This window comes from Haloplanus sp. XH21 (genome assembly GCF_023276355.1).
In the GTDB taxonomy this organism is placed as follows: Archaea; Halobacteriota; Halobacteria; order Halobacteriales; family Haloferacaceae; genus Haloplanus; species Haloplanus halobius.
In genome coordinates, this window is record NZ_JALLPL010000001.1 from 816,007 (window position 1) to 834,331 (window position 18,325).

Genomic DNA, 18,325 nt, shown 5'->3' on the forward strand with positions numbered 1-18,325 from the left:
GAGTACTCGTAATAGGGAGTAGCGAAAGTCACGATAGCTTCGCGCCGGGACGGTCCGGTGCGACGCTATCGACAGTTACGACAATCCCTATAAGACGCTTCGACGCGCCGGTCGAACGCGTCGGCGAGACGCTCCGTCACCGGTCCACCGCCAACCCTATCGTCGTCGACGGTCGCCACGGGCCGCACTTCCCAGGTTGTGTTCGTCAGAAACGCCTCGTCGGCCGTCCGAATCGACTCGACGCCGTAGGTGCCGGTTTCCACCGGAATCCCCATCTCGTCGGCCAGGTCGAGGACGATCCGCCGGGTCACGCCCGGGAGTATCGGCTCCGAGAGCGCGGGGGTCCGGAGCGCGCCGCCGTCAACGAAAAAGACGTTACTGGTCGCGCCTTCCGCGACGGCGCCGTCCACCGACCGGACGAGCGCCTCGTCGGCGTCCGTCCCGCGCAACTCCAGTCGCGCGAGGATCCCGTCAAGGTAGTTGTGGGTCTTGCTGTCGGCGGGCATCGCCGCCTCGGGGATCCGCCGGGTGTCGACCGTTCGCACTGTCGCCGGGGCGTCCCAAACGTCTTCTCCCGTGACGCCACCCCGCGGCAGCGGCTTGACGATGACGATCACCGACGGCTCCACCGCGGGGTCGGGCGTGAGTTTCCCCGCCTGGACGCCGCGCGTGACCGAGACGCGGACGTAGGCGTCCGCGAGGTCGTTCGCGTCGAGGGTCGCCGTGATGCGGTCGTGAATATCGGCGGGGACAGCGCTGCCCATGCCCAGCGTATCGCAGGTGTTCACCAGTCGCTCGCGATGGGCGTCCCACTCGAAGACGGTGCCGCCGTAGGCCCGGAGCGTCTCGAAGGCGGCGTCGCCGTAGAGAAAGCCGCGGTCCTCGACGCTGACGGTCGCCTCGCTGGCCGGCACCAGGTCGCCGTTTACGTGGTACTGCATAGGTCAAGGAAGTTGCCGACGAGTTGCTTGCCGTCGTCGGTGAGAATGCTTTCGGGGTGGAATTGGACGCCAACGTGGGGCTTGCTGCGGTGTCGAACCCCCATCACGACGCCGGCCTCGTCGTCGGTCCACGCCGTCTCTTCGAGGATGTCCGGCACGTCCCGGCGGTCGACCGCCAGCGAGTGATACCGGCCGACCGCCATCCCGTCGGGGAGGTCGGCGAACACGCCCTGGCCGTCGTGGGTGATCGCCGACTGCTTGCCGTGGACGACGGCGGGCGCGTGGCCCACCCGCGCCCCGTGGACGGCACAGAGCGCCTGGTGGCCGAGACAGACGCCGAGCGTGGGGTAGTCCACCTCCGCGAACACGGCCATCGACACGCCGGCGCTCTGTGGCGTTCCCGGTCCCGGCGAGACGACGATGCCGTCGGGATCGAGCGCCCGAATCCCGTCGACGTCTATGGCGTCGTTTCGGCGGACGACCACCTCGTCCGCGATTTCGCCCACGTACTGAACGAGGTTGTAGGCGAAGGAGTCGTAGTTGTCGACGACGAGAATCCGCGTCACGTCTCCACCTCCATCTCGGCGTCGTCGCCGAGGGCGGTGTCGACGGCGTTGATGAGCGCCTGCGCCTTCGCGAGCGTTTCGTCGTACTCCGCGTCGGGCACCGAGTCGTGGACGACGCCGCCCCCGACCCGGAGGTGGTACTCGTCGCCGTGGCGGACCAGCGTGCGGATGATGATGTTGAGCGTCGCGCGGCCGTCGAAGCCGATGGCCGCCATGCTCCCCGTGTACGGTCCGCGACGCTGGTGTTCGACCTCGTCGATGATCTCCATCGTCCGCGGTTTGGGCGCGCCCGTGATCGTCCCGCCCGGAAACACCGCGCCGATGGCGTCGCCGAGGTCGTCCTCCTCGCGCAGGGTGCCGGACACCGCCGACACGAGGTGGAACACCTCGGAGTAGCGGTCGATGCGGCGGTATTTGTCGACGGTGACCGACCCGTACTCGCTCACTTTCCCCAGGTCGTTGCGCTCTAGATCGACGAGCATCGCGTGTTCGGCCCGCTCTTTCTCGTCGCTCCGGAGAGCGGCTTCGAGACGGCGGTCCTCCTCGGCGCCGTCGCCACGGGGACGGGTGCCGGCGATTGGTTCGGTCCAGAGGTGGTCGCCGTCGCGCTCCAGGAGGAGCTCCGGACTCGCGCTCACGAGGTCGACGCCCGGGAACTCCACCAGCCCGGAGTACGGCGCCGGGTTCACCTCGCGGAGCGCGGCGAACGTCTCGACCGGGTGGACCGCGGCGGGCGCGGTCAGCCGGTGGGAGACGTTCGCCTGAAACGTGTCGCCATCGCGGATATACTTCTTCACGCGGCGCACCCGATCACCGTACGCCGCGCGATTACACGAACTCGTGAACGTCACGGGGCCGTCGACTCGCGGGGTGCCGACCGACGGATCGCCCGTCGTCGCCGCCTCGGCAAGGTCGAGCGCGCGCTCGCGCCCGCGTTCGTAGGCGGCGTCCGGGTCGGTTCCGAGTCGCGGCGTCGCCACGAGGCGCAGCGTCGACTCGCCCGCCTGCCAGGCCGCGAGACAGGTGTAGCGGGCGAGCTGGAGGCGTGGCAGCCCGCGGTCGTCGACGGTCGTCTCCGGCAGGGCCTCGATCTCCCGAACCGTGTCGTACGAGAGCCAGCCGAAGAAACCGCCGGGGTAGGGTATCTCGCAGCCACCGCGCACGAGCGACTCGTCGGCTACGAGGTCGGTGATGGTGTCGAGGACGCCGTCGCCGTCGCCGTCGACGGTGTAGACCTCGTCCGGATCGACGCCGAAGTAGCCCCACCCCGAGCGACCGCCGGACGTCTCGAAGAACAGCGACGGTGCGTCGCTACGGGCGCGCCGATAGGCGTCGAAGGGTGACGCCTCCAGTCGCACTTCGACCGGAATCCGCGCGGTGGGGGCGGCGCCCTCGGCGGTGGCCAGGAACGCTTCGCGCGAGGTTTCGACCGTTGGCGTCACGCCCCGTCCTCCCGTGGACCGGGTCGCTTCCCCGCCGGTGGCAACGCCCCGTTAGCGGTCCACATCGACGGCCTTCAGCGTCGCGTCCTCCATCGGTTTGTCGTCCACGTCCGTCGGCACCGACCCGAGTTCCTCGACCACGTCCATGCCCTCGGTGACCTCGCCGAAGACGGCGTGGCTGTCGTCGAGATGCGGCTGGGCGTCCAGCGTGATGAAAAACTGCGAGCCGTTCGTGTCGGGGCCGCGGTTGGCCATCGACAGGATGCCCGCCCCGTCGTGGCGCAGGTCGGGGTGGAACTCGTCGTCGAAGGTGTAGCCCGGGCCGCCGCGTCCGGTGCCCTCAGGGTCGCCGCCCTGTATCATGAAGTCGTGGATGATCCGGTGGAAGGGCAGATCGTTGTACAGCGGGTCGATGCGTTTCTCGCCGGTCTCCGGGTCCTCCCATGCGCCCGTTCCGGGTTCGATGGGCACGTCGTACTCGTCGGCGCCTTCGGCCAGGCCGATGAAGTTCTCGACCGTCGTCGGTGCCCGGTCAGCGAACAGTTCGACCGTGATGTCGCCGTGTGTCGTCCGCAGTGTCGCAGTCGGATTGCTCATACCGTCACCTGGCGGTCCGACGGGATAACCTTGCTGTCCCTACTCGCTCGGCGTGGGGGTCGGGGTGGGCGTCGGCGTCGCGGTTGGCGTCGCCGTCGACCCCGAATCATCGCGCTCCGATTCCGGTGGGCCAGTCGTCGGCTCCGGGGGTCGGTGGTCGCCCTCGATCATGAACTCCACCAGGTAGGCGATGAACGCCTCGTTGTCGGCGACGTTGAAGCGGTCCCCGCGGAGGAACGTCGTGTCGCCGAGCAACAGGGCGTTGTTCTTGCGGACCGCGACCGGATACTCGCCGCTCACGTCGTCGCTGCCGGACTTGTGCGTGTTCGGCGCGCCCCGCAGGAGGACGGTCCCGTCCCTGGCCGTGACCGCCGCCGCGGTGTACATCGCCGTCCGTTCGACGCCGTCGAGGTCACCCTGCCCGGTCGGGCGAGCGAGGACGTGTTTGAACGTCCCGTCCGCGTGCTCCTGGTTGTAGAGATACTGCGTGTCGACGCTCATGCCGTACCGGGAGGCGATGGTCGTCAACTGGCTCTGTTGGGTCTGGACGGCCGTCCCGCCGAGGGTTGCTCTGACCGCGGTCCGATCCGGTTCGCCGACCATCACGAGGCGGCCGCCGTTCGCCGTGAACTCCCGCACGTCGTTGATGTCGCCGGGGAGGTATTCGGTCCCCGGATCGATCACGAGGAAGGCGTCGACGTCTTCGAGGTGGGTCGCCAGGTCGCCCTGGGTGTAGAACTCGACGTGGTAGCCCTGCCGGACCAGCGCGTCGACGAGCGGTTCGATATCCGTTCGCTCGAACCGGTTGTTGTGGCCGCGGTCGATGAGGATCGTTCCGGTCGCGTCGGTGCCGGGGGCGGGACTCGGTTCGATGGCCCCCGTCGCGGCGATCGGATCCGGCGCCACGGACGCCGGATCGTACTCCGGAATGTCGGTGTTGCGGTCCGGTTCGTCGTCGTCGCCGAGCAACGTCGGAGCGACGCCCGCGCCGGCGACCACGACCACGACGGTCAGACAGAGGACGGCGATCCGCGCGGCCAGTTTACGCCGCATGCGGTCCCCCCGTATCGGCGCCCGTTCCCGCGGCGGCCGGCTCACCGGCCGAGTCGTTCCGCGGCGCGTCGAGATACGACGCGGGCACCATCATAAACACCGGCTCCGTGGTGTTCTCGCCGTAGAGATACGTCGCGGAGACCATCTCCTTGTCCGGCGCGGTCGAGGCGATGTAGTTCGACCGGGAGAGGAAGCGCACGGTGCCGTCCGGGCGCATGACGCGCACGTCGTATCGGTCGAGGTCGGCCTCGGCGGCCGCTCGTTCGACGGCCGCCTGCCGCCCACCGATCGAGTCGACCATGCCGTTTCGGACCGCCTGGGTGCCGCTGTAGATACGGGCCTGCTCGACCTCGCTCCGCGAGAGGTCGAGGCGATCATCCCGCTGTTCGTACACGGCGTTGATGAAGGCGTTGCCCAGCGATTCGACGATGTAGTTGAACTCGCGTTCGTCGCCGCCGGTGAGCTTGTTCGGCCCCGTCGTCGCTACGAGCGCCGTCGGTTCGAGCTGTTGGGGCGTTGTCGCCAACACCCCGACGCTGCCGACGGTCGACGCCGGCTTGGCGTAGATGTGATCGCTCGGGGCGATCGTGTAGTACGCGCCCGAGGCGGCCGACGCGTCGACGCTCGTCACGAGCGGCATCTCGGCGGCCGTCCGCCTGGTCTGGAGATACAGTTCCTCGCTGGCGGCGGCGCCACCACCCCCGCTGTTCACGAGCAAGACGACCGCCTTCACGTCGGGATCGTTGCGCGCCTGCTGGAGCATCGACGAGACGCCGGCGGCGGTCCCCCCGTCGATGGTTCCCGCGACGGGGACCACTGCAACGGTGCCGTCCGAGGACGTGGCGTTCCAGGCGACGGGCGCCAGCGCGAGGCCGACGACGACGCCGATGGCGACGAACAGCACGTACGACCGGGCGATCCACGACAGGAGGGCTCGACTTCTGCTCGCCATGCCTTCCCCTTGGGACACCACCACAAAAAACGTCGGCTGCGGCGAGTCACTGGGCGGCGACCGTCGGTGTACCGGGACGCCCGTCTCGGTTCATACGGATTATTGTGACTGTGTACCGGCGATTCGCCGGGACAGCCCAGCGAATCACCGGGAATGACTTACAATAAACCGTCTCAGGGCGCGCCGGCGATCACGAACAGACACGACTCCTCGGCGTCGAGGCGCCGGGTCGCGCCCGGATCGACCCGGAGCGCGTCCCCGGCCGACAGCGACACCGACTCGCCATCGACGGTGGCCGTCGCTTCGCCCTCGACCAGAACGTACACTTCCTCCTGTCCGTCGTCGGCGTGGTCGTGGGGTTTCCCGCTCCAGTCCGCGTCGCAGTCCAGCACCGAGACACCCAGGTTCGAGCAGTCGAGGGCGTCCCGCAGGAAATGCAGGCCGCCGCCGACCGACTCGACATCGTGGTAGTTGACGCGCGTGTGTGACATACGATGAATGGTTGGTGGGAAGCGACAAAAGTGCCCGGTGAGGCGGGTCGGCCATCGCCCCGCTTGCCCCGAGAGTTAACTGTGCGTGCCGAGCACGCTGAGACATGACGCCACGTCTCGGATCGGGGGCGACCTTCCTCGCCGAGAGTCGCAAGTCCGTGCGGACGTTTCTGGACAACGCGCCGTCGATCCGCCAGCTCCTGGAGAGCCGACACCGCGAGGTCGACGCCCTCCACGCGATCCTTCCCTCGACGGTCCAGATCGGTGAGTCGGCGACGCTGACGGTGCAGGTCTGGGACGCCTACGAGCGCCTGGTCCGCGAGTTCGGGGGCACCGTCGAAGTGACGACGACCGATCCCGAGGCCATCGTCCCCGACCGGCTTCGGTTCGGCGGCGACGACGACGGGTGGGTCCGTACCGGCGGGATCACCTTTCGGACGCCCGGCACGCAGTACGTGCGGGTCGAACACCCCGCGAGCGGCGTGACGGCGGTCAGCAACCCGGTCGATGTCACCGAGTCGCCACCCACGAAACGGCTCTACTGGGGCGACATCCACCTCCACTCGCTGGACTCCGATGGCGTCGGTCGGCCGGCAGCCGGCTATCGGTTCGGCCGGGACGTGATGGCTCTGGACGTGGTCGCCTACACCGATCACGACACGATGGGGTTTTTCATCCCGCCGTCGCTCCAGCGCCGGCGGATGCACGACCACGGCTTCGACGACGGGGTGGCGGCCGCCGACGCCGCGAACGATCCCGGATCGTTCGTCACGCTCCCGGCCTACGAGTGGACACAACAGCCCAACCGCGGCGGCCACCTCAACGTTTACTTCGAGTCCGCGGACGACGTGGCCCTGTTCGATTCGATGGCCGCCGACAGCGACACCTACGAGACACTCTGGGCGCGTCTCGATCGGTGGCGCGCGGAGACCGGGCGCGACGCGCTGACGATTCCCCACCACTCCGCCGAGGCGATGTATCCGTTCGACTTCTCGGCCACCGAGTCCGACGACGAACTCGCGCCGCTGGTCGAGGTGTACTCCCAGTGGGGGAGCAGCGAACGCCCCGCGACCGCGGGCAACGAGAAACCCATCGGCGGCATCGCCAGCGGCGAGGTCGGGGTCGAAGGCCACTACGTGCAGGACGCCTTCGCGCTCGGCAACCGCGTCGGGATGCTCGCCTCGTCGGATTACCACGGCCCGCTGCCGGGGCATTCGCTACTCCACGTTCCGCCGCACGTCCCCCGGCGAGCAATCCGCGACGGCCTCGGCTGGGGAACGATCTGGCGGCTGTGGGACGAACGCAGCTATCCGGGCGGTCTGGTGGCGTTGTACGCCGATGAACTCACCCGAGGGGCCGTCTTCGCCGCGCTGCGGAACCGCAGCGTGTACGGGACGACCCAACCGGCCCGCATCCACGTCGCGTTCAGCGTCGCGGGGACGCGTCTCCGCGACGACGACTCGCGGGCCGCCGTCGACGACCCGGCGGCCGACCGCACCGTCGAGGTGTCCGTCGCCGGAACCGCACCGCTCCGAGACGTGGTGGTCGTCAAGAACAACCGCGAGTGGCGAACCATTGGAGGAACGACGGCGCTCGACGCCGACATCGAGGCGTACACCGCCGCTGCGACCTTTCGTGACGACGATCCCATCACTGGACTCTCGTGGGACGCGGACCGCGGCACCGACGACGATGTCTACTACGTTCGCGTCCACCAAGCGGACGGCGGCACGGCGTGGGCCGGTCCGCTCTGGGTGGGCGCCGATTAGATCTCGGGTACCGACGACAGCGCGCCGCAGGCGTCGCATTTCAGCACGGTCGCGCCGCGCTCTTCGACCAGTCGGGTGTCGGGGGAGTCGCACTCGGAACACGTCACGAACGAGTCGACGTACTCGTCGAGGGCGCTCTGGACGCGAGACTGCTTGAAGTCGCCCGTGAAGCGGGCGCGCCCGCGGTCGTCGATGCTCGCGCTGGTGCCGAGTTCGGTCTGCAGGAATTTGAAGAGATGGTGTTGGTCCCGGTTCAGGCGGTCGTGGGTCTCCTGGAAGTTCTCGTAGATAGTGACGTTCCCCTCGGAACGGACATCGACGTCGGGGACCTGAAACCGCTCGGCTGCGTCGCTGATCTCCGGCGTCTCGGTCAGCGCCCGCTCGAGACTATCTTCGTAATCCATGTCCGTACCTGCGGCCCGCGGCGACTAAAACGTTTCATACCGTCGGCTGTAACTGTTTCACGACATTTCCCACCCCGAGTAGCGACGATCTTCCCCGGCGTCCAGCCGACAGTCACGGGAGCGTTCGGCGCGTCTCGACAGCTTGGTTGGCGTCCTCTTCAGGTGGGCCGACACTCGCTATCGTGCTCCGATCACGTCTCGCAAAAACTGCCTGTGAACCGCTACCACGCCCGTAGACGCATGTTAACTGCACTCAAGATAATAATATAACCTTCCACTCGCTATGGATGGTTGTTATGAAAAAGCAGGAGCTCATTCACCTGCACGGCCTCCTCGCGGAGGTAGAGAAACAGTGTTCTGCGTGGCATGACGAAGAGATCGACCTGACCGAGTACGAGAAAAAGGGGGTACGACCGACCTCGATCCACAAATCGAAGACAGACCACAAGGCGGCTGTTTTTAAGCTGGCGAAAGGTATCACGTCCTCCCTCGACACGACCGAGGAGCGCGTCGCTCCTCACGCCGACTGAACGAACGTACGGTCCGTTCTCCTGCGACCGCTCGAATCGGGGAGCGGCGGCGCTGTTCACTCGTCGACTAGCTCTTCGAACTCGGGGATGAGCTCGTCGCCGTCTTCGTCTTCGTCGCCGTCTTCGTCGCCGTCTTCGTCACTGGTGTTCGATTCGCTGTCCTCGGCGTCGTCCGTCTCCTCCTCTATCGGGTCGACCGACAGGATAGACAGCGGCACGTTCTCCAGTCGCTGTCCGATTTCCTTGCGCGCGATGCGGGAGGCGTGTTCCTCCTGCTCGACGTTGAACACCTTCATTTCGAGTTCGAGCGCGACCAGCGCCTCGTCGGCGGCGATGAACGCCGGGGGGAGTTCCTCGCCCGACGGGGAGGTGCGGGACCCCATCTCGATCTCGACGTAGTTGAGGTCCGGATTCAGCATCTCCCCCGTCTTCGCGATGGCGATGCGAATCGCCTCGTCGGGGGTCGCTACGTCGTACACCGGGACCGCTGCCTCGACGACGACTCGACAATCCATACCACACCATAATTGTATTCCCACCGTCATGAATTTTCGCCTGCGGGGTCGACGCGGCGACGGTGCAGACACGTCCGGTCTGCAAACCGCCTCAACACGCCGCGAGAGCCCCGCTTTCGCCCTACTCGTCGCCGGCGCGAAGCATGTGAAAGAGATACGTCTGGGCGTAGCCGGCGATGTCGCCCCCGAGTCGCTCCCGAATCGCGCGTGACGTTTCCGCGTACGATCCCCGCTCGCAGTCGGGGTAGTGGTCCGCGATGGCCGAGCGGATCCAGGTGTCGAGCGGCACCGCCTCGAGGTAGTCGAGCGAGAACAGCAACACGCAGTCGGCCACCTTGTCGCCGACGCCGACGAAGCGGGTGAGATACTCCCGCGCGTCCTCGTATGGCTTCCCCAGCGCCGCCTCCGGGGTCGCCTCGCCGTCGGCGATCATCGACGCCGTCCGCTGGACGTAGGGCGCGCGGTAGCCGAGTTTCAGGTCGCGCAACTCGGTTTCGGTCCGGGCGGCGAGTTGTTCCGGCGTCGGGAAGGCGTGGTACGTGCGCCCGTCGGCGGTGACGGTGTCGCCGTACTCGCGGGCGAGCGCTCGCTGCATCCCGTGGATGCGCGCCACCCGCATCTGCGCCGAGCAGATGAAGGAGACAAGACAGGGGAAGGACGGGTCGCGCACGAGGCGCAGGCCCGGATACGCGTCGAACGCGCGGTCCAGGAGCGGGTCGTCGGGCGTCGCCGCTCGGATGGCGTCCAGGTCGTCGTCGAGTCGGAGGAGGTGTGTCAGGATCGGTACCGCGTCGGTGGTCGACTGCCACTCCAGTCGGTCGCCGGTCTGGCGCACCCGGACCACGGCCCGGTCGTTGCCCACGCGGTCCAGCGACGGCACGACCGTCTCGTACCACGCGTCGCCACCGTGGACATCCAACCGCTCGTACATCTCGTCGTCCGGGCGATCCCAGAGGTAGCTCTGCCCGCTCTCGACGGTCGCCTGCAGGTCGAACGGGCCGTCGAGGTCGGACAGCGGGATGGCGCCGCGTTCCATGCTCCGGGGTGGGTGGTACGTCGCTTTCCGCGTTTCGCTTTCGGCGCCGAGTTGCGGGATGAATCGCCTCGCGCGGCCGCTCGAAAACACTTATTCCGTTCGTCCGATTTCCTCCGGGTATGAGTGATATCGTAGTGACGCTCCCCGACGGATCGGAACTCACCGTCGAGGAGGGGTCGACGGTCGAGGACGTCGCCTTCGAAATCGGGCCAGGACTCGGCCGCGATACGGTGGCTGGCGTCGTCGACGGCGACCTCGTGGCCAAGGCCACCCCACTGCACGACGACATCGACCTCGTCATCGTCACCGAGGACAGCGACGAATATCTGCGCGTGTTGCGCCACTCGGCCGCCCACGTCTTCGCCCAGGCACTCCAGCGCCTCCACCCCGAGGCCGAACTCGCCATCGGGCCGCCGACCGACGACGGCTTCTACTACGACGTGACGAACGTCGACCTCGACAGCGAGGACCTGGCCGAAATCGAGGCGGAAGCCGCGGAGATCATCGCCGCGGATCTCGATATCGAACGCATCGAACGCCCGCGCGAGGAGGTGAAAGAGCAGTATGCCGACAACCCCTACAAACAGGACATCCTGGAGACGGAAGCGGCGGGCGAGGATCCCGTTACCCTCTACCGACAGGGCGAGTTCGAGGACCTCTGTCAGGGCCCCCACGTCGATTCGACCGGTGAGATCGGCGCGTTCAAACTGCTGAACATCTCCTCGGCGTACTGGCGTGGCGAGGAGGACAACGACACGCTCACCCGCGTCTACGGAACGGCCTTCGCCGACGAAGAGGCGATGGAAGCCTATCTCGAACGCCGACGCGAGGCCGAGAAGCGCGACCACCGGAAACTCGGCCAGGAGCTCGACCTGTTCTCCATCGACGAGGTGACCGGGCCGGGTCTCCCCCTCTATCACCCCAACGGCAAGCGCGTGCTCGACGAACTCTCGGCCTTCGCGCGCGACATGAACCTCGATGCGGGCTACGACCCCGTCGAGACGCCACACCTCTTCCGGACGGAACTCTGGAAGAAGTCGGGCCACTACGAGAACTACGTCGACGACATGTTCCTCCTCGATGTCAACGACGAGGAGTACGGCCTGAAGCCGATGAACTGCCCCGGCCACGCCACCATCTTCGACCAGAAATCCTGGAGCTATCGGGATCTTCCCGTCCGCTACTTCGAGGACGGCAAGGTGTATCGCAAGGAGCAGCGCGGCGAACTCTCCGGTCTCTCGCGAGTGTGGGCGTTCACCATCGACGACGGCCACATGTTCGTCCGTCCCGACCAGATCGAGGACGAAGTGACGCTCGTCATCGACAACATCTTCCGCGTGTTCGAGACGTTCGATCTCGACGCGGAAGTCGCGCTCGCGACCCGCCCGGAGAAGTCCGTCGGGAGCGACGAAATCTGGGAGCGCGCGCAGTCGCAGCTGCGCGCCGTCCTCGAATCGCAGGACATCGCATACGATGTCGAGGCGGGCGACGGCGCGTTCTACGGGCCGAAAGTCGACTTCGCGTTCGAGGACGCCCTCGGCCGCAAGTGGGACGGCCCGACGGTCCAACTCGACTTCAACATGCCCGAGCGGTTCGATCTGACCTACACCGGTGAGGACAACGAGGACCACCGCCCGGTGATGATCCACCGCGCGCTCTACGGCAGTTACGAGCGATTCCTGATGGTGCTCATCGAGCATTTCGACGGCAAGTTCCCGCTGTGGCTGGCGCCCGAACAGGTGCGCATCCTCCCCGTCAGCGACGATAACCTGGGATACGCCAAGCAACTCAAGAACCGCTATCTCGACGACTTCCGGGTCGACATCGAGGACCGCTCCTGGACCGTCGGCCGCAAGATCCAGCAGGCCCACACCGACCGCGTGCCGTACATGCTCATCGTCGGCGACGACGAGGAGACGGCCGGCACCGTCTCCGTCCGCGACCGGACGGAGCGAGAACGGAAGGATATCGACCCCGACTCGTTCGCCACCCACCTCCGCACGGAACGCGACGAGAAGCGCATCGAACCGGACTTCCTGTCGGAGTAGTCGCCCGGTCGGAAGGCATCTATCGTAGTCGTTGTAAGTCACCGCACCCCTGATCGCACGCAGTCTGGCGATCAGGTGTGCACACAGTTCCAAACGCTACTATACGTCCCCGTGCCGAACAACCGCTATGCCAGCGTCACACCGCGCGTGGTACTTCGTGGAACGCCCCGACGGCGAACCGACCCTCGACTGTTTCGACCTCCGTGAGACCGACCGGCCGACGCCGACGTTCGGCGAACTCCTCGTCCGCGTCGACTACCTCTCCGTCGATCCCTACATGCGTGGCCGGATGCGAGACTCGGCGTCGTACGCCGACCCATGGGGACTCGGTGACGTTTTGGAGGGCGGTGTCGTCGGCGAAGTCGTCGAGAGCGAAAGCCCGGAGTACGAGGCGGGCGACCTCGTGACCGGTCGCGGGACGTGGTCGGACTACGCCGTCGTCGACGCCGACGATGTCGCGCCCGTCGATCCCGACGTGGCGGCACCCCCCGCGTATCTCGGCGTCCTCGGCATGCCCGGCCGGACCGCCTACTTCGGCCTGCTCGATGTCGCCGAACCGCGCCCCGGCGATACCGTCGCCGTCTCGGGGGGCGCCGGCGCCGTCGGCTCGACCGTGGGACAGATCGCGACACTGAACGGCTGTCACGTCGTCGGCTTCGCCGGCACCGACGAGAAAACCGAGTGGCTCACGGCGGACCTCGGCTTCGACGCGGCGGTCAACTACGCCACGACTGACGACTACCGCGCAGCGCTCGACGAGGTGGCTCCCGGCGGTGTCGACGTCTACTTCGACAACGTCGGCGGGCCGATCACCGACGCGGTGTTCGCGAAACTGAACCTGGACGCGCGGGTCGCCGTCTGCGGGCAGATCGCACATTACAACGACGAGGGCGTCCCGACCGGGCCCCGCAAACTCCCCCAGCTTATCGCCCCGCGGGCGAGGGTAGAGGGGCTGCTCGTCTCCGACTACGCGACGCGGTTCGGCCCTGCCCGCGAACAGCTCGAAACGTGGGTGGCGAACGGCGACATCGACCACCGAGAAACCGTTGTCGAGGGGCTGGAGAACGCTCCCGAGGCGTTCCTGGGGCTCTTCTCGGGCGACAACATCGGCAAACAGGTCGTGAAAGTCGGCGAGTAGCGCAGCCTGCCCGCCTCAGTTTTCGTCGTTGTCGCCGTCGCCGTCCGACGCCTGGATTCGCACCGTCGAAATCCGGGTCCCCTCGACGCCCGTCACTTCGACGTGGTAGCCCTCGATGTCGACGCTGTCCCCGGGTTCTGGCGCGCGGTCGAGGCGGCTGAGAACCAGGCCGCCGATGGTATCGACCGTCTCGTGCCCGAGGTCGGCGTCGAGCACGTCGTTGACCGCCGTGATCGCGACGCCACCGTCGATGTCGAATGCCCCGTCTGCACGCCGGCGAATCGCGGATTCGCGCTCGTCGATGTCGAACTCGTCGCGGAGGTCACCGACGACGGCCTCGACGACGTCTTCGACCGTCGCGATGCCCTCGAACGACCCCCACTCGTCGATGACCGCGGCCATCTGCTGGCGCTCCCCCTGGAACTGTAACAGGAGGTCGTTTATCGTCGTGGTCTCCGGGACGACGAGTATCTCGCGGGCGATGTCGGCGGCCGTCGCGGCGTCCGGAGCCCGGCCCTCGCTCGCGCGCAACACGTCCTTGACATCGATGAAGCCGACCACCTGGTTCGGGTCGTCGGCCTCGACGACCGGGTAGCGGGTGTGGCCCGACTCGAAGATGGTCTCCCGGATCGTGGGGAGCGCTGCGTCGGCGGACACGCTCACTACGTCCGGCCGCGGCACCATGACCCCCCGCACGGTGGTGTCGTCGAGTTCGAACACGCGTTCGATCATCGCCACCTCCTCGACGTCGATATCGCCCGCTTCGCCGGAACGCGCCAGCACCCGGCGGAGTTCCCGCTCACCCAGCGTCTCGTCCGATTCGGACGCCGGCGGCACTCCAAGCAGCTGCGTGAACGCGTTGGCCGTACCGTTGAAGACGACGATGCCGGGGTAAAACAGGTAGTAGAAGGCCTTCATCGGCGGGGCGAGATACAGCGAGAACCGCTCGGTCTGGGCGATGGCGAACGTCTTGGGCGCGAGTTCGCCGAAGACGACGTGGAGGAACGTGATGACCGAGAACCCGACGGCGACGGCGGCGATGTGGACGAGCGTCGGCGGGAGAACTCCACCCAGCGCCGGTTCGAGCAGCGACGCGATGGCGGGTTCGCCCGCCCACCCGAGCCCCAGCGAGGCGAGCGTGATGCCGAGCTGGGTCACCGCGAGATAGTTGTCGAGATCGGTCATCACGTCCTGAAGACTCGTTGCGCCGGGGCGGTCCTCAGCGACGAGTTGCTCGACGGATGTCGCGCGGACCCGGACGAAAGCGAACTCCGCGGCGACGAAAAAGCCGTTCAACGCCACAAGAAACAGGGCGACGAGGAGTCGGGCCACCGACAGGCCGACATCTACCATCGGTGCGGGCGGCGACTGGGAGCAGTCGGACGGGACGAAGCCATACCCGTCTCTCCGTGCGAACTCACTAAAAGGGTGGTCTCAGTCGGGCGCGCTAGTCGAGCATCGCCCGGTTCTCGTCGTCGACGAGGTTGTACAGACGGCGATCGCCGTCGGGCAGAAACTGGAGTTGGGCGGCGTGAAGCGCGGCGTCCGCCGGATCGGTCGTGTCGTCGGCACGCCAGCGGCCGTCGGTCAGCGTCGGTTCGGTGCGGGTGGATGCGGTGCGGTCGGTCGTGGACTGCGGTTGTGTGCTCATTTGGGATGCGGACTGCGGGTCGGTCGAACGTCGATACCTGTCGGTGGAGAAAGGGTCACTTGCGTACAGGTACGACGTGCGGGAGCATCTACTCCTCCCGATGGGCGTATTGTTCATAAAAGTTCCTGTTTGTTGGCTGGGTGGTGGGGTTCGCCACACCGTGTTTATTTTCCATAGACTTCTTCTGTGCAAAAACACCTTTCAGGACACAGTCTCTCTCGAAGATGGGGCGCTACCACTGTACTCCCTGAAATAAGCCAGATGTCCGAAGTTTGGTTCGAAATACGGTCCTTGAGCGAATTAGTCGGATCAACAAAGCCCTCCTGAATCGGATCCACCCTCTCGGCGACAGGAATCGTCAGTCGCCGGAATCGGTAGTGTGAGTCGACTGCCCTCCCACAAGAATTTTCTCCGGATCCCCGGAAATGATGCTTTGATGAAACGATCTTTCCTGGTTGGGGTAATCGGTCTGGGACTCACTACCACCAGTCTGCTCCTCTCCGAACTCCACTACTCGTACGGAACCTCCCTTCTGAAGTTCTTGCTCGGAGTCGGCATCATCTACGTCACTCTTGGATTCGGTCTCACCCGCACACAGGGTGAATACGCGAGGGGCCTCTGGGCACTCTCGATACTTCTTTTATATCTTATTTCGACAGGGCTCGTCGCCGCCTCCCTCGATGCATCACTACTGGTCCTCGTCGCCGGAAACGTTGATTTCGCGCTCGGAACGGGGGCCGCCGGTGCTGGCATCATCGGTGGACACCGACGCCGATCGGAACGGTCGGTTCGCGATGTCGTCGGAACTGCGGTCGGACTCGTCGCCGTCTCTACAATCGTCACGCGACTGACGATCCCGTCTCTCACCTTCTTTCCCGTCCTCCAGGTGCTCTTTATCACCGGCATTCTCATCGCCGGTGGTCTCCCGTACTTGCTGATTGGAAGGGACTCGTCCAGTGGGTCTCAGCGGGGGTAACCCACGCGAACGCCCCGGGCGGTTTCCTGCGAGCGACGGTGAGCGGTGACAAGGGGCCGGGAGGGAGTTGCACAACGCGAACGCCTCGCTCCCGCTCGGCGTTCTCTCGTTCAACACCCACCGCGGGTCGTTCGAAACCGTTCGCTGTCGCTCGCGGATTTCTTACGGGCCGGGAGGGAGTTGAACCACGGTCGTTTCGCTCACTCCGTTCGCTTCACTCCCTGGTTCAACTCCTTCCTGCCGGTTCCCTCACCGCCTCGTTGTCACTCGGCGGTTCAGTGCACGGGCCGGGAGGGAGTTGAACCCCCGACCGACGGATTAAGAGTCCGTCGCTCTACCTGACTGAGCTACCGGCCCAACGCATGAGTCGCTACCCGTGGCCGACTAAAAGGCGTTTCCCTTCCGCCCGACGGAAGGGACGAGATTAAGTGAGACGCTGAGAGAGGACGGACAACATGAGTACCCCAGCCCCCGTCTCTTCGATGTCTTCGTACGCAATCCTTGGGTGTGGGAGCGTCGGTCACGCCGTCGCCGAGGAACTCGAGGAGGAGGGCAAGGACGTGCTGATCCTCGATCAGGACGAGAGCCGCGTTGAGGCGCTCCGCGACCAGGACCTCGACGCACGCCGGACGGACATCCGCGAACCCGAGGTGGCCGACCTGGTGGCCGATCGCGATGTCCTCCTGATCCTCGCGTCCGACGTGGAGGCGAACAAGGCCGCCGTCTCGACGATCCGCGAACGCGGCGGCGACCAGTATATCATCGTCCGCGCCTCCGACCCCGTTTCCGAGGACGAACTCACCGATGCCGGCGCCGACGTGGTCATCACCCCGTCGCAGGTGATCGCGGAGTCGGCACTGCGCGCCCTTGAGACGGGGGAACTGGAGTACAAGGCCCAGCAACTGGCCGAGATCCTCCGCTCCGGCGAGGGGAGTCTCGGCATCCTCACCCACGACAACCCCGACCCCGACTCCATCGCCAGCGCGGTGGCGCTCCAAGCCATCGCCGAATTCCACGGCGTCGAGGCCGATATCCTCTATCCCGGCGACATCGGCCACCAGGAGAACCGGGCGTTCGTGAACCTGCTCGGCATCGAACTGCTCTCGCTCGCCGACGAACAGTCGCTGGACGACTACGCGCTCGTCGCGCTGGTCGACCACATGAAGTCGGGCGATATGGGCATCGAGACGAGCGTCGACATCTTCATCGACCACTACGAACCGGATTCGGAGTTCGACGCCGAGTTCATGGATGTCCGCCCGAACGTCTCCTCGACGTCGACCATCCTCACGAAATACATCCAGGAGTTCGACCTCTCGCCGAGCGAGGCGGTGGCGACGGCGCTGCTCTACGGCATCCGCGCCGAGACCCTCGATTTCAAACGCGACACGACGCCCGCGGATCTGACCGCGGCGGCGTATCTCTACCCCTTCGCCAACCACGACACCCTCGAACAGGTGGAGTCGCCGTCGATGTCGCCCGAGACGCTCGATGTCCTCGCCGAAGCCATCCAGAACCGGCAGGTCCAGGGGAGCCACCTCGTCTCGAACGCGGGGTTCATCCGCGACCGTGACGCCCTCTCCCAAGCCGCCCAACATCTCCTCAACCTGGAGGGGATCACGACGACGGCCGTCTTCGGCATCGCCGACGACACCATCTATCTCGCCGCGCGGTCGAAGGACATCCGCATCAACATCGGCAACGTCTTGGATGACGCCTACGGCGGCATCGGCGATGCCGGTGGGCACTCAACCCAGGGCAGCGTCGAGATTCCGCTCGGCCTGTTTACGGGGATCGAGGCGAGCGAGGACAACCGCGACACCCTCCTCTCGCTGGCTGAAGAGGCCGTCCGCAAGAAACTGTTCGACGCGATGGGCGTCGAGAGCGCGTCAGAGTCGGGGAACGGCAGTTAGGCGACGATCTCCTCGTCCTCGCCCTCGTCTTCGAGGCGTTCGACCACGTCGTTGATGAGGATCACGTCACCGACGGCCCGGACCCAGCGGTAGGGGATCATCACGCCCTTGCCGGATTCGATACGGCTCGCGAACAGTTCCTGGCTGAGCTCGCCGAGCGCGAGTCCTGTGACGGACTGCTGGCTCAGGTCGAGGCGGACGTCTTCGACCTCTCCGACGAAAACCCCGTTGTTCGAATACACCTCGCGCCCGACGAGCGTCGTGATCTCCTGTGGCGTGCCGTCCATATGCCATCCTGTTCGT

At 66.3% G+C, this 18,325-nt stretch carries 19 protein-coding genes and 1 tRNA gene; 6 read left to right on the top strand and 14 right to left on the bottom strand.

What is annotated here, in order from left to right:
* Positions 1 to 65: 65 nt before the first annotated feature.
* The 7 genes from MXB53_RS04240 to MXB53_RS04270 all read right to left on the bottom strand — a co-directional run bounded on the left by MXB53_RS04240 (position 66) and on the right by MXB53_RS04270 (position 6,042).
* A complete protein-coding gene (locus MXB53_RS04240) occupies positions 66 to 941 on the bottom strand; it encodes an aminotransferase class IV (RefSeq protein WP_248895957.1) in 876 nt (291 codons plus the stop codon).
* The gene (locus tag MXB53_RS04245; protein WP_248895958.1) at positions 926 to 1,507 is read right to left on the bottom strand and encodes an anthranilate synthase component II; all 582 of its coding nucleotides are present in this window, start codon (positions 1,505 to 1,507) and stop codon (positions 926 to 928) included. The genes MXB53_RS04240 and MXB53_RS04245 overlap by 16 nt, the downstream gene beginning before the upstream one ends.
* Entirely contained in the window at positions 1,504 to 2,949 is a 1,446-nt protein-coding gene (gene pabB, locus MXB53_RS04250) for an aminodeoxychorismate synthase, component I (RefSeq protein ID WP_248895959.1), read from the bottom strand. The genes MXB53_RS04245 and pabB overlap by 4 nt, the downstream gene beginning before the upstream one ends.
* 51 nt (positions 2,950 to 3,000) lie before the next feature.
* Complete coding sequence (locus MXB53_RS04255; RefSeq protein ID WP_248895960.1) at positions 3,001 to 3,546, bottom strand: peptidylprolyl isomerase; 546 nt, start codon at positions 3,544 to 3,546, stop codon at positions 3,001 to 3,003.
* A gap of 39 nt (positions 3,547 to 3,585) precedes the next feature.
* A complete protein-coding gene (locus MXB53_RS04260; RefSeq protein WP_248895961.1) occupies positions 3,586 to 4,599 on the bottom strand; it encodes a DUF4350 domain-containing protein in 1,014 nt (337 codons plus the stop codon).
* Positions 4,589 to 5,551 (bottom strand): S49 family peptidase, encoded by a 963-nt coding sequence (locus tag MXB53_RS04265; RefSeq protein WP_248895962.1) that lies wholly within the window; start codon positions 5,549 to 5,551, stop codon positions 4,589 to 4,591. The genes MXB53_RS04260 and MXB53_RS04265 overlap by 11 nt, the downstream gene beginning before the upstream one ends.
* Positions 5,552 to 5,724: 173 nt before the next feature.
* A complete protein-coding gene (locus MXB53_RS04270; RefSeq protein ID WP_248895963.1) occupies positions 5,725 to 6,042 on the bottom strand; it encodes a cupin domain-containing protein in 318 nt (105 codons plus the stop codon).
* Positions 6,043 to 6,146: 104 nt separating this feature from the next.
* On the opposite strand from MXB53_RS04270, the gene MXB53_RS04275 reads away from it, so the two are divergent.
* A complete protein-coding gene (locus tag MXB53_RS04275; protein ID WP_248895964.1) occupies positions 6,147 to 7,811 on the top strand; it encodes a DUF3604 domain-containing protein in 1,665 nt (554 codons plus the stop codon).
* Here the strand turns inward: MXB53_RS04275 and MXB53_RS04280 are convergent.
* Complete coding sequence (locus tag MXB53_RS04280; protein ID WP_248895965.1) at positions 7,808 to 8,215, bottom strand: translation initiation factor IF-2 subunit beta; 408 nt, start codon at positions 8,213 to 8,215, stop codon at positions 7,808 to 7,810. The two genes, MXB53_RS04275 and MXB53_RS04280, sit on opposite strands and share 4 nt — an antisense overlap.
* Positions 8,216 to 8,511: 296 nt before the next feature.
* Between MXB53_RS04280 and MXB53_RS04285 the strand changes: the two genes are divergently transcribed.
* Positions 8,512 to 8,745, top strand: coding sequence for a UPF0058 family protein (locus MXB53_RS04285; protein WP_248895966.1), 234 nt, complete (start codon positions 8,512 to 8,514; stop codon positions 8,743 to 8,745).
* A 56-nt stretch (positions 8,746 to 8,801) separates the two neighbouring features.
* Here the strand turns inward: MXB53_RS04285 and MXB53_RS04290 are convergent, their stop codons facing one another.
* Positions 8,802 to 9,260: a DUF555 domain-containing protein gene (locus tag MXB53_RS04290; protein WP_248895967.1), complete on the bottom strand. Its 459-nt coding sequence runs from the start codon at positions 9,258 to 9,260 to the stop codon at positions 8,802 to 8,804.
* Positions 9,261 to 9,381: 121 nt separating this feature from the next.
* Complete coding sequence (locus tag MXB53_RS04295) at positions 9,382 to 10,296, bottom strand: DNA-3-methyladenine glycosylase family protein (RefSeq protein WP_248898063.1); 915 nt, start codon at positions 10,294 to 10,296, stop codon at positions 9,382 to 9,384.
* A gap of 119 nt (positions 10,297 to 10,415) precedes the next feature.
* Between MXB53_RS04295 and thrS the strand changes: the two genes are divergently transcribed.
* Complete coding sequence (gene thrS, locus MXB53_RS04300) at positions 10,416 to 12,344, top strand: threonine--tRNA ligase (protein WP_248895968.1); 1,929 nt, start codon at positions 10,416 to 10,418, stop codon at positions 12,342 to 12,344.
* A gap of 127 nt (positions 12,345 to 12,471) precedes the next feature.
* On the top strand, positions 12,472 to 13,482 hold the full coding sequence (locus MXB53_RS04305) for an NADP-dependent oxidoreductase (protein ID WP_248895969.1): 1,011 nt from the start codon (positions 12,472 to 12,474) through the stop codon (positions 13,480 to 13,482).
* A gap of 15 nt (positions 13,483 to 13,497) precedes the next feature.
* On the opposite strand, the gene MXB53_RS04310 is transcribed toward MXB53_RS04305, so the two are convergent.
* Both MXB53_RS04310 and MXB53_RS04315 read right to left on the bottom strand, forming a co-directional pair.
* On the bottom strand, positions 13,498 to 14,835 hold the full coding sequence (locus MXB53_RS04310) for a hemolysin family protein (protein WP_248895970.1): 1,338 nt from the start codon (positions 14,833 to 14,835) through the stop codon (positions 13,498 to 13,500).
* A 94-nt stretch (positions 14,836 to 14,929) separates the two neighbouring features.
* Complete coding sequence (locus tag MXB53_RS04315) at positions 14,930 to 15,133, bottom strand: hypothetical protein (protein WP_248895971.1); 204 nt, start codon at positions 15,131 to 15,133, stop codon at positions 14,930 to 14,932.
* 436 nt (positions 15,134 to 15,569) lie between these two features.
* Here MXB53_RS04315 and MXB53_RS04320 point away from each other — a divergent pair, with 436 nt between their 5' ends.
* Positions 15,570 to 16,109 carry a hypothetical protein gene (locus tag MXB53_RS04320; RefSeq protein WP_248895972.1) on the top strand — a complete coding sequence of 180 codons (540 nt, stop codon included), beginning with the start codon at positions 15,570 to 15,572 and terminating at the stop codon, positions 16,107 to 16,109.
* 283 nt (positions 16,110 to 16,392) lie between these two features.
* On the opposite strand, the gene MXB53_RS04325 is transcribed toward MXB53_RS04320, so the two are convergent.
* Positions 16,393 to 16,466, bottom strand: a tRNA-Lys gene (locus MXB53_RS04325).
* A 98-nt stretch (positions 16,467 to 16,564) separates the two neighbouring features.
* On the opposite strand from MXB53_RS04325, the gene MXB53_RS04330 reads away from it, so the two are divergent.
* Positions 16,565 to 18,022: a DHH family phosphoesterase gene (locus MXB53_RS04330; RefSeq protein ID WP_248895973.1), complete on the top strand. Its 1,458-nt coding sequence runs from the start codon at positions 16,565 to 16,567 to the stop codon at positions 18,020 to 18,022.
* Here MXB53_RS04330 and MXB53_RS04335 read toward each other — a convergent pair.
* Positions 18,019 to 18,309, bottom strand: coding sequence for a PRC-barrel domain-containing protein (locus MXB53_RS04335; protein WP_248895974.1), 291 nt, complete (start codon positions 18,307 to 18,309; stop codon positions 18,019 to 18,021). The genes MXB53_RS04330 and MXB53_RS04335 overlap by 4 nt on opposite strands.
* Between the last annotated feature and the right edge of the window lie 16 nt (positions 18,310 to 18,325).

Coding starts and splice junctions, on each gene's coding strand:
- MXB53_RS04240 (WP_248895957.1), bottom strand. CDS start 941: ATGCAGTACCACGTAAACGGCGACCTGGTGCCGGCCAGCGAGGCGACC.
- MXB53_RS04255 (WP_248895960.1), bottom strand. CDS start 3,546: ATGAGCAATCCGACTGCGACACTGCGGACGACACACGGCGACATCACG.
- MXB53_RS04260 (WP_248895961.1), bottom strand. CDS start 4,599: ATGCGGCGTAAACTGGCCGCGCGGATCGCCGTCCTCTGTCTGACCGTC.
- MXB53_RS04265 (WP_248895962.1), bottom strand. CDS start 5,551: ATGGCGAGCAGAAGTCGAGCCCTCCTGTCGTGGATCGCCCGGTCGTAC.
- MXB53_RS04270 (WP_248895963.1), bottom strand. CDS start 6,042: ATGTCACACACGCGCGTCAACTACCACGATGTCGAGTCGGTCGGCGGC.
- MXB53_RS04275 (WP_248895964.1), top strand. CDS start 6,147: ATGACGCCACGTCTCGGATCGGGGGCGACCTTCCTCGCCGAGAGTCGC.
- MXB53_RS04280 (WP_248895965.1), bottom strand. CDS start 8,215: ATGGATTACGAAGATAGTCTCGAGCGGGCGCTGACCGAGACGCCGGAG.
- MXB53_RS04285 (WP_248895966.1), top strand. CDS start 8,512: ATGAAAAAGCAGGAGCTCATTCACCTGCACGGCCTCCTCGCGGAGGTA.
- MXB53_RS04290 (WP_248895967.1), bottom strand. CDS start 9,260: ATGGATTGTCGAGTCGTCGTCGAGGCAGCGGTCCCGGTGTACGACGTA.
- MXB53_RS04295 (WP_248898063.1), bottom strand. CDS start 10,296: ATGGAACGCGGCGCCATCCCGCTGTCCGACCTCGACGGCCCGTTCGAC.
- thrS (WP_248895968.1), top strand. CDS start 10,416: ATGAGTGATATCGTAGTGACGCTCCCCGACGGATCGGAACTCACCGTC.
- MXB53_RS04305 (WP_248895969.1), top strand. CDS start 12,472: ATGCCAGCGTCACACCGCGCGTGGTACTTCGTGGAACGCCCCGACGGC.
- MXB53_RS04310 (WP_248895970.1), bottom strand. CDS start 14,835: ATGGTAGATGTCGGCCTGTCGGTGGCCCGACTCCTCGTCGCCCTGTTT.
- MXB53_RS04315 (WP_248895971.1), bottom strand. CDS start 15,133: ATGAGCACACAACCGCAGTCCACGACCGACCGCACCGCATCCACCCGC.
- MXB53_RS04320 (WP_248895972.1), top strand. CDS start 15,570: ATGAAACGATCTTTCCTGGTTGGGGTAATCGGTCTGGGACTCACTACC.
- MXB53_RS04330 (WP_248895973.1), top strand. CDS start 16,565: ATGAGTACCCCAGCCCCCGTCTCTTCGATGTCTTCGTACGCAATCCTT.
- MXB53_RS04335 (WP_248895974.1), bottom strand. CDS start 18,309: ATGGACGGCACGCCACAGGAGATCACGACGCTCGTCGGGCGCGAGGTG.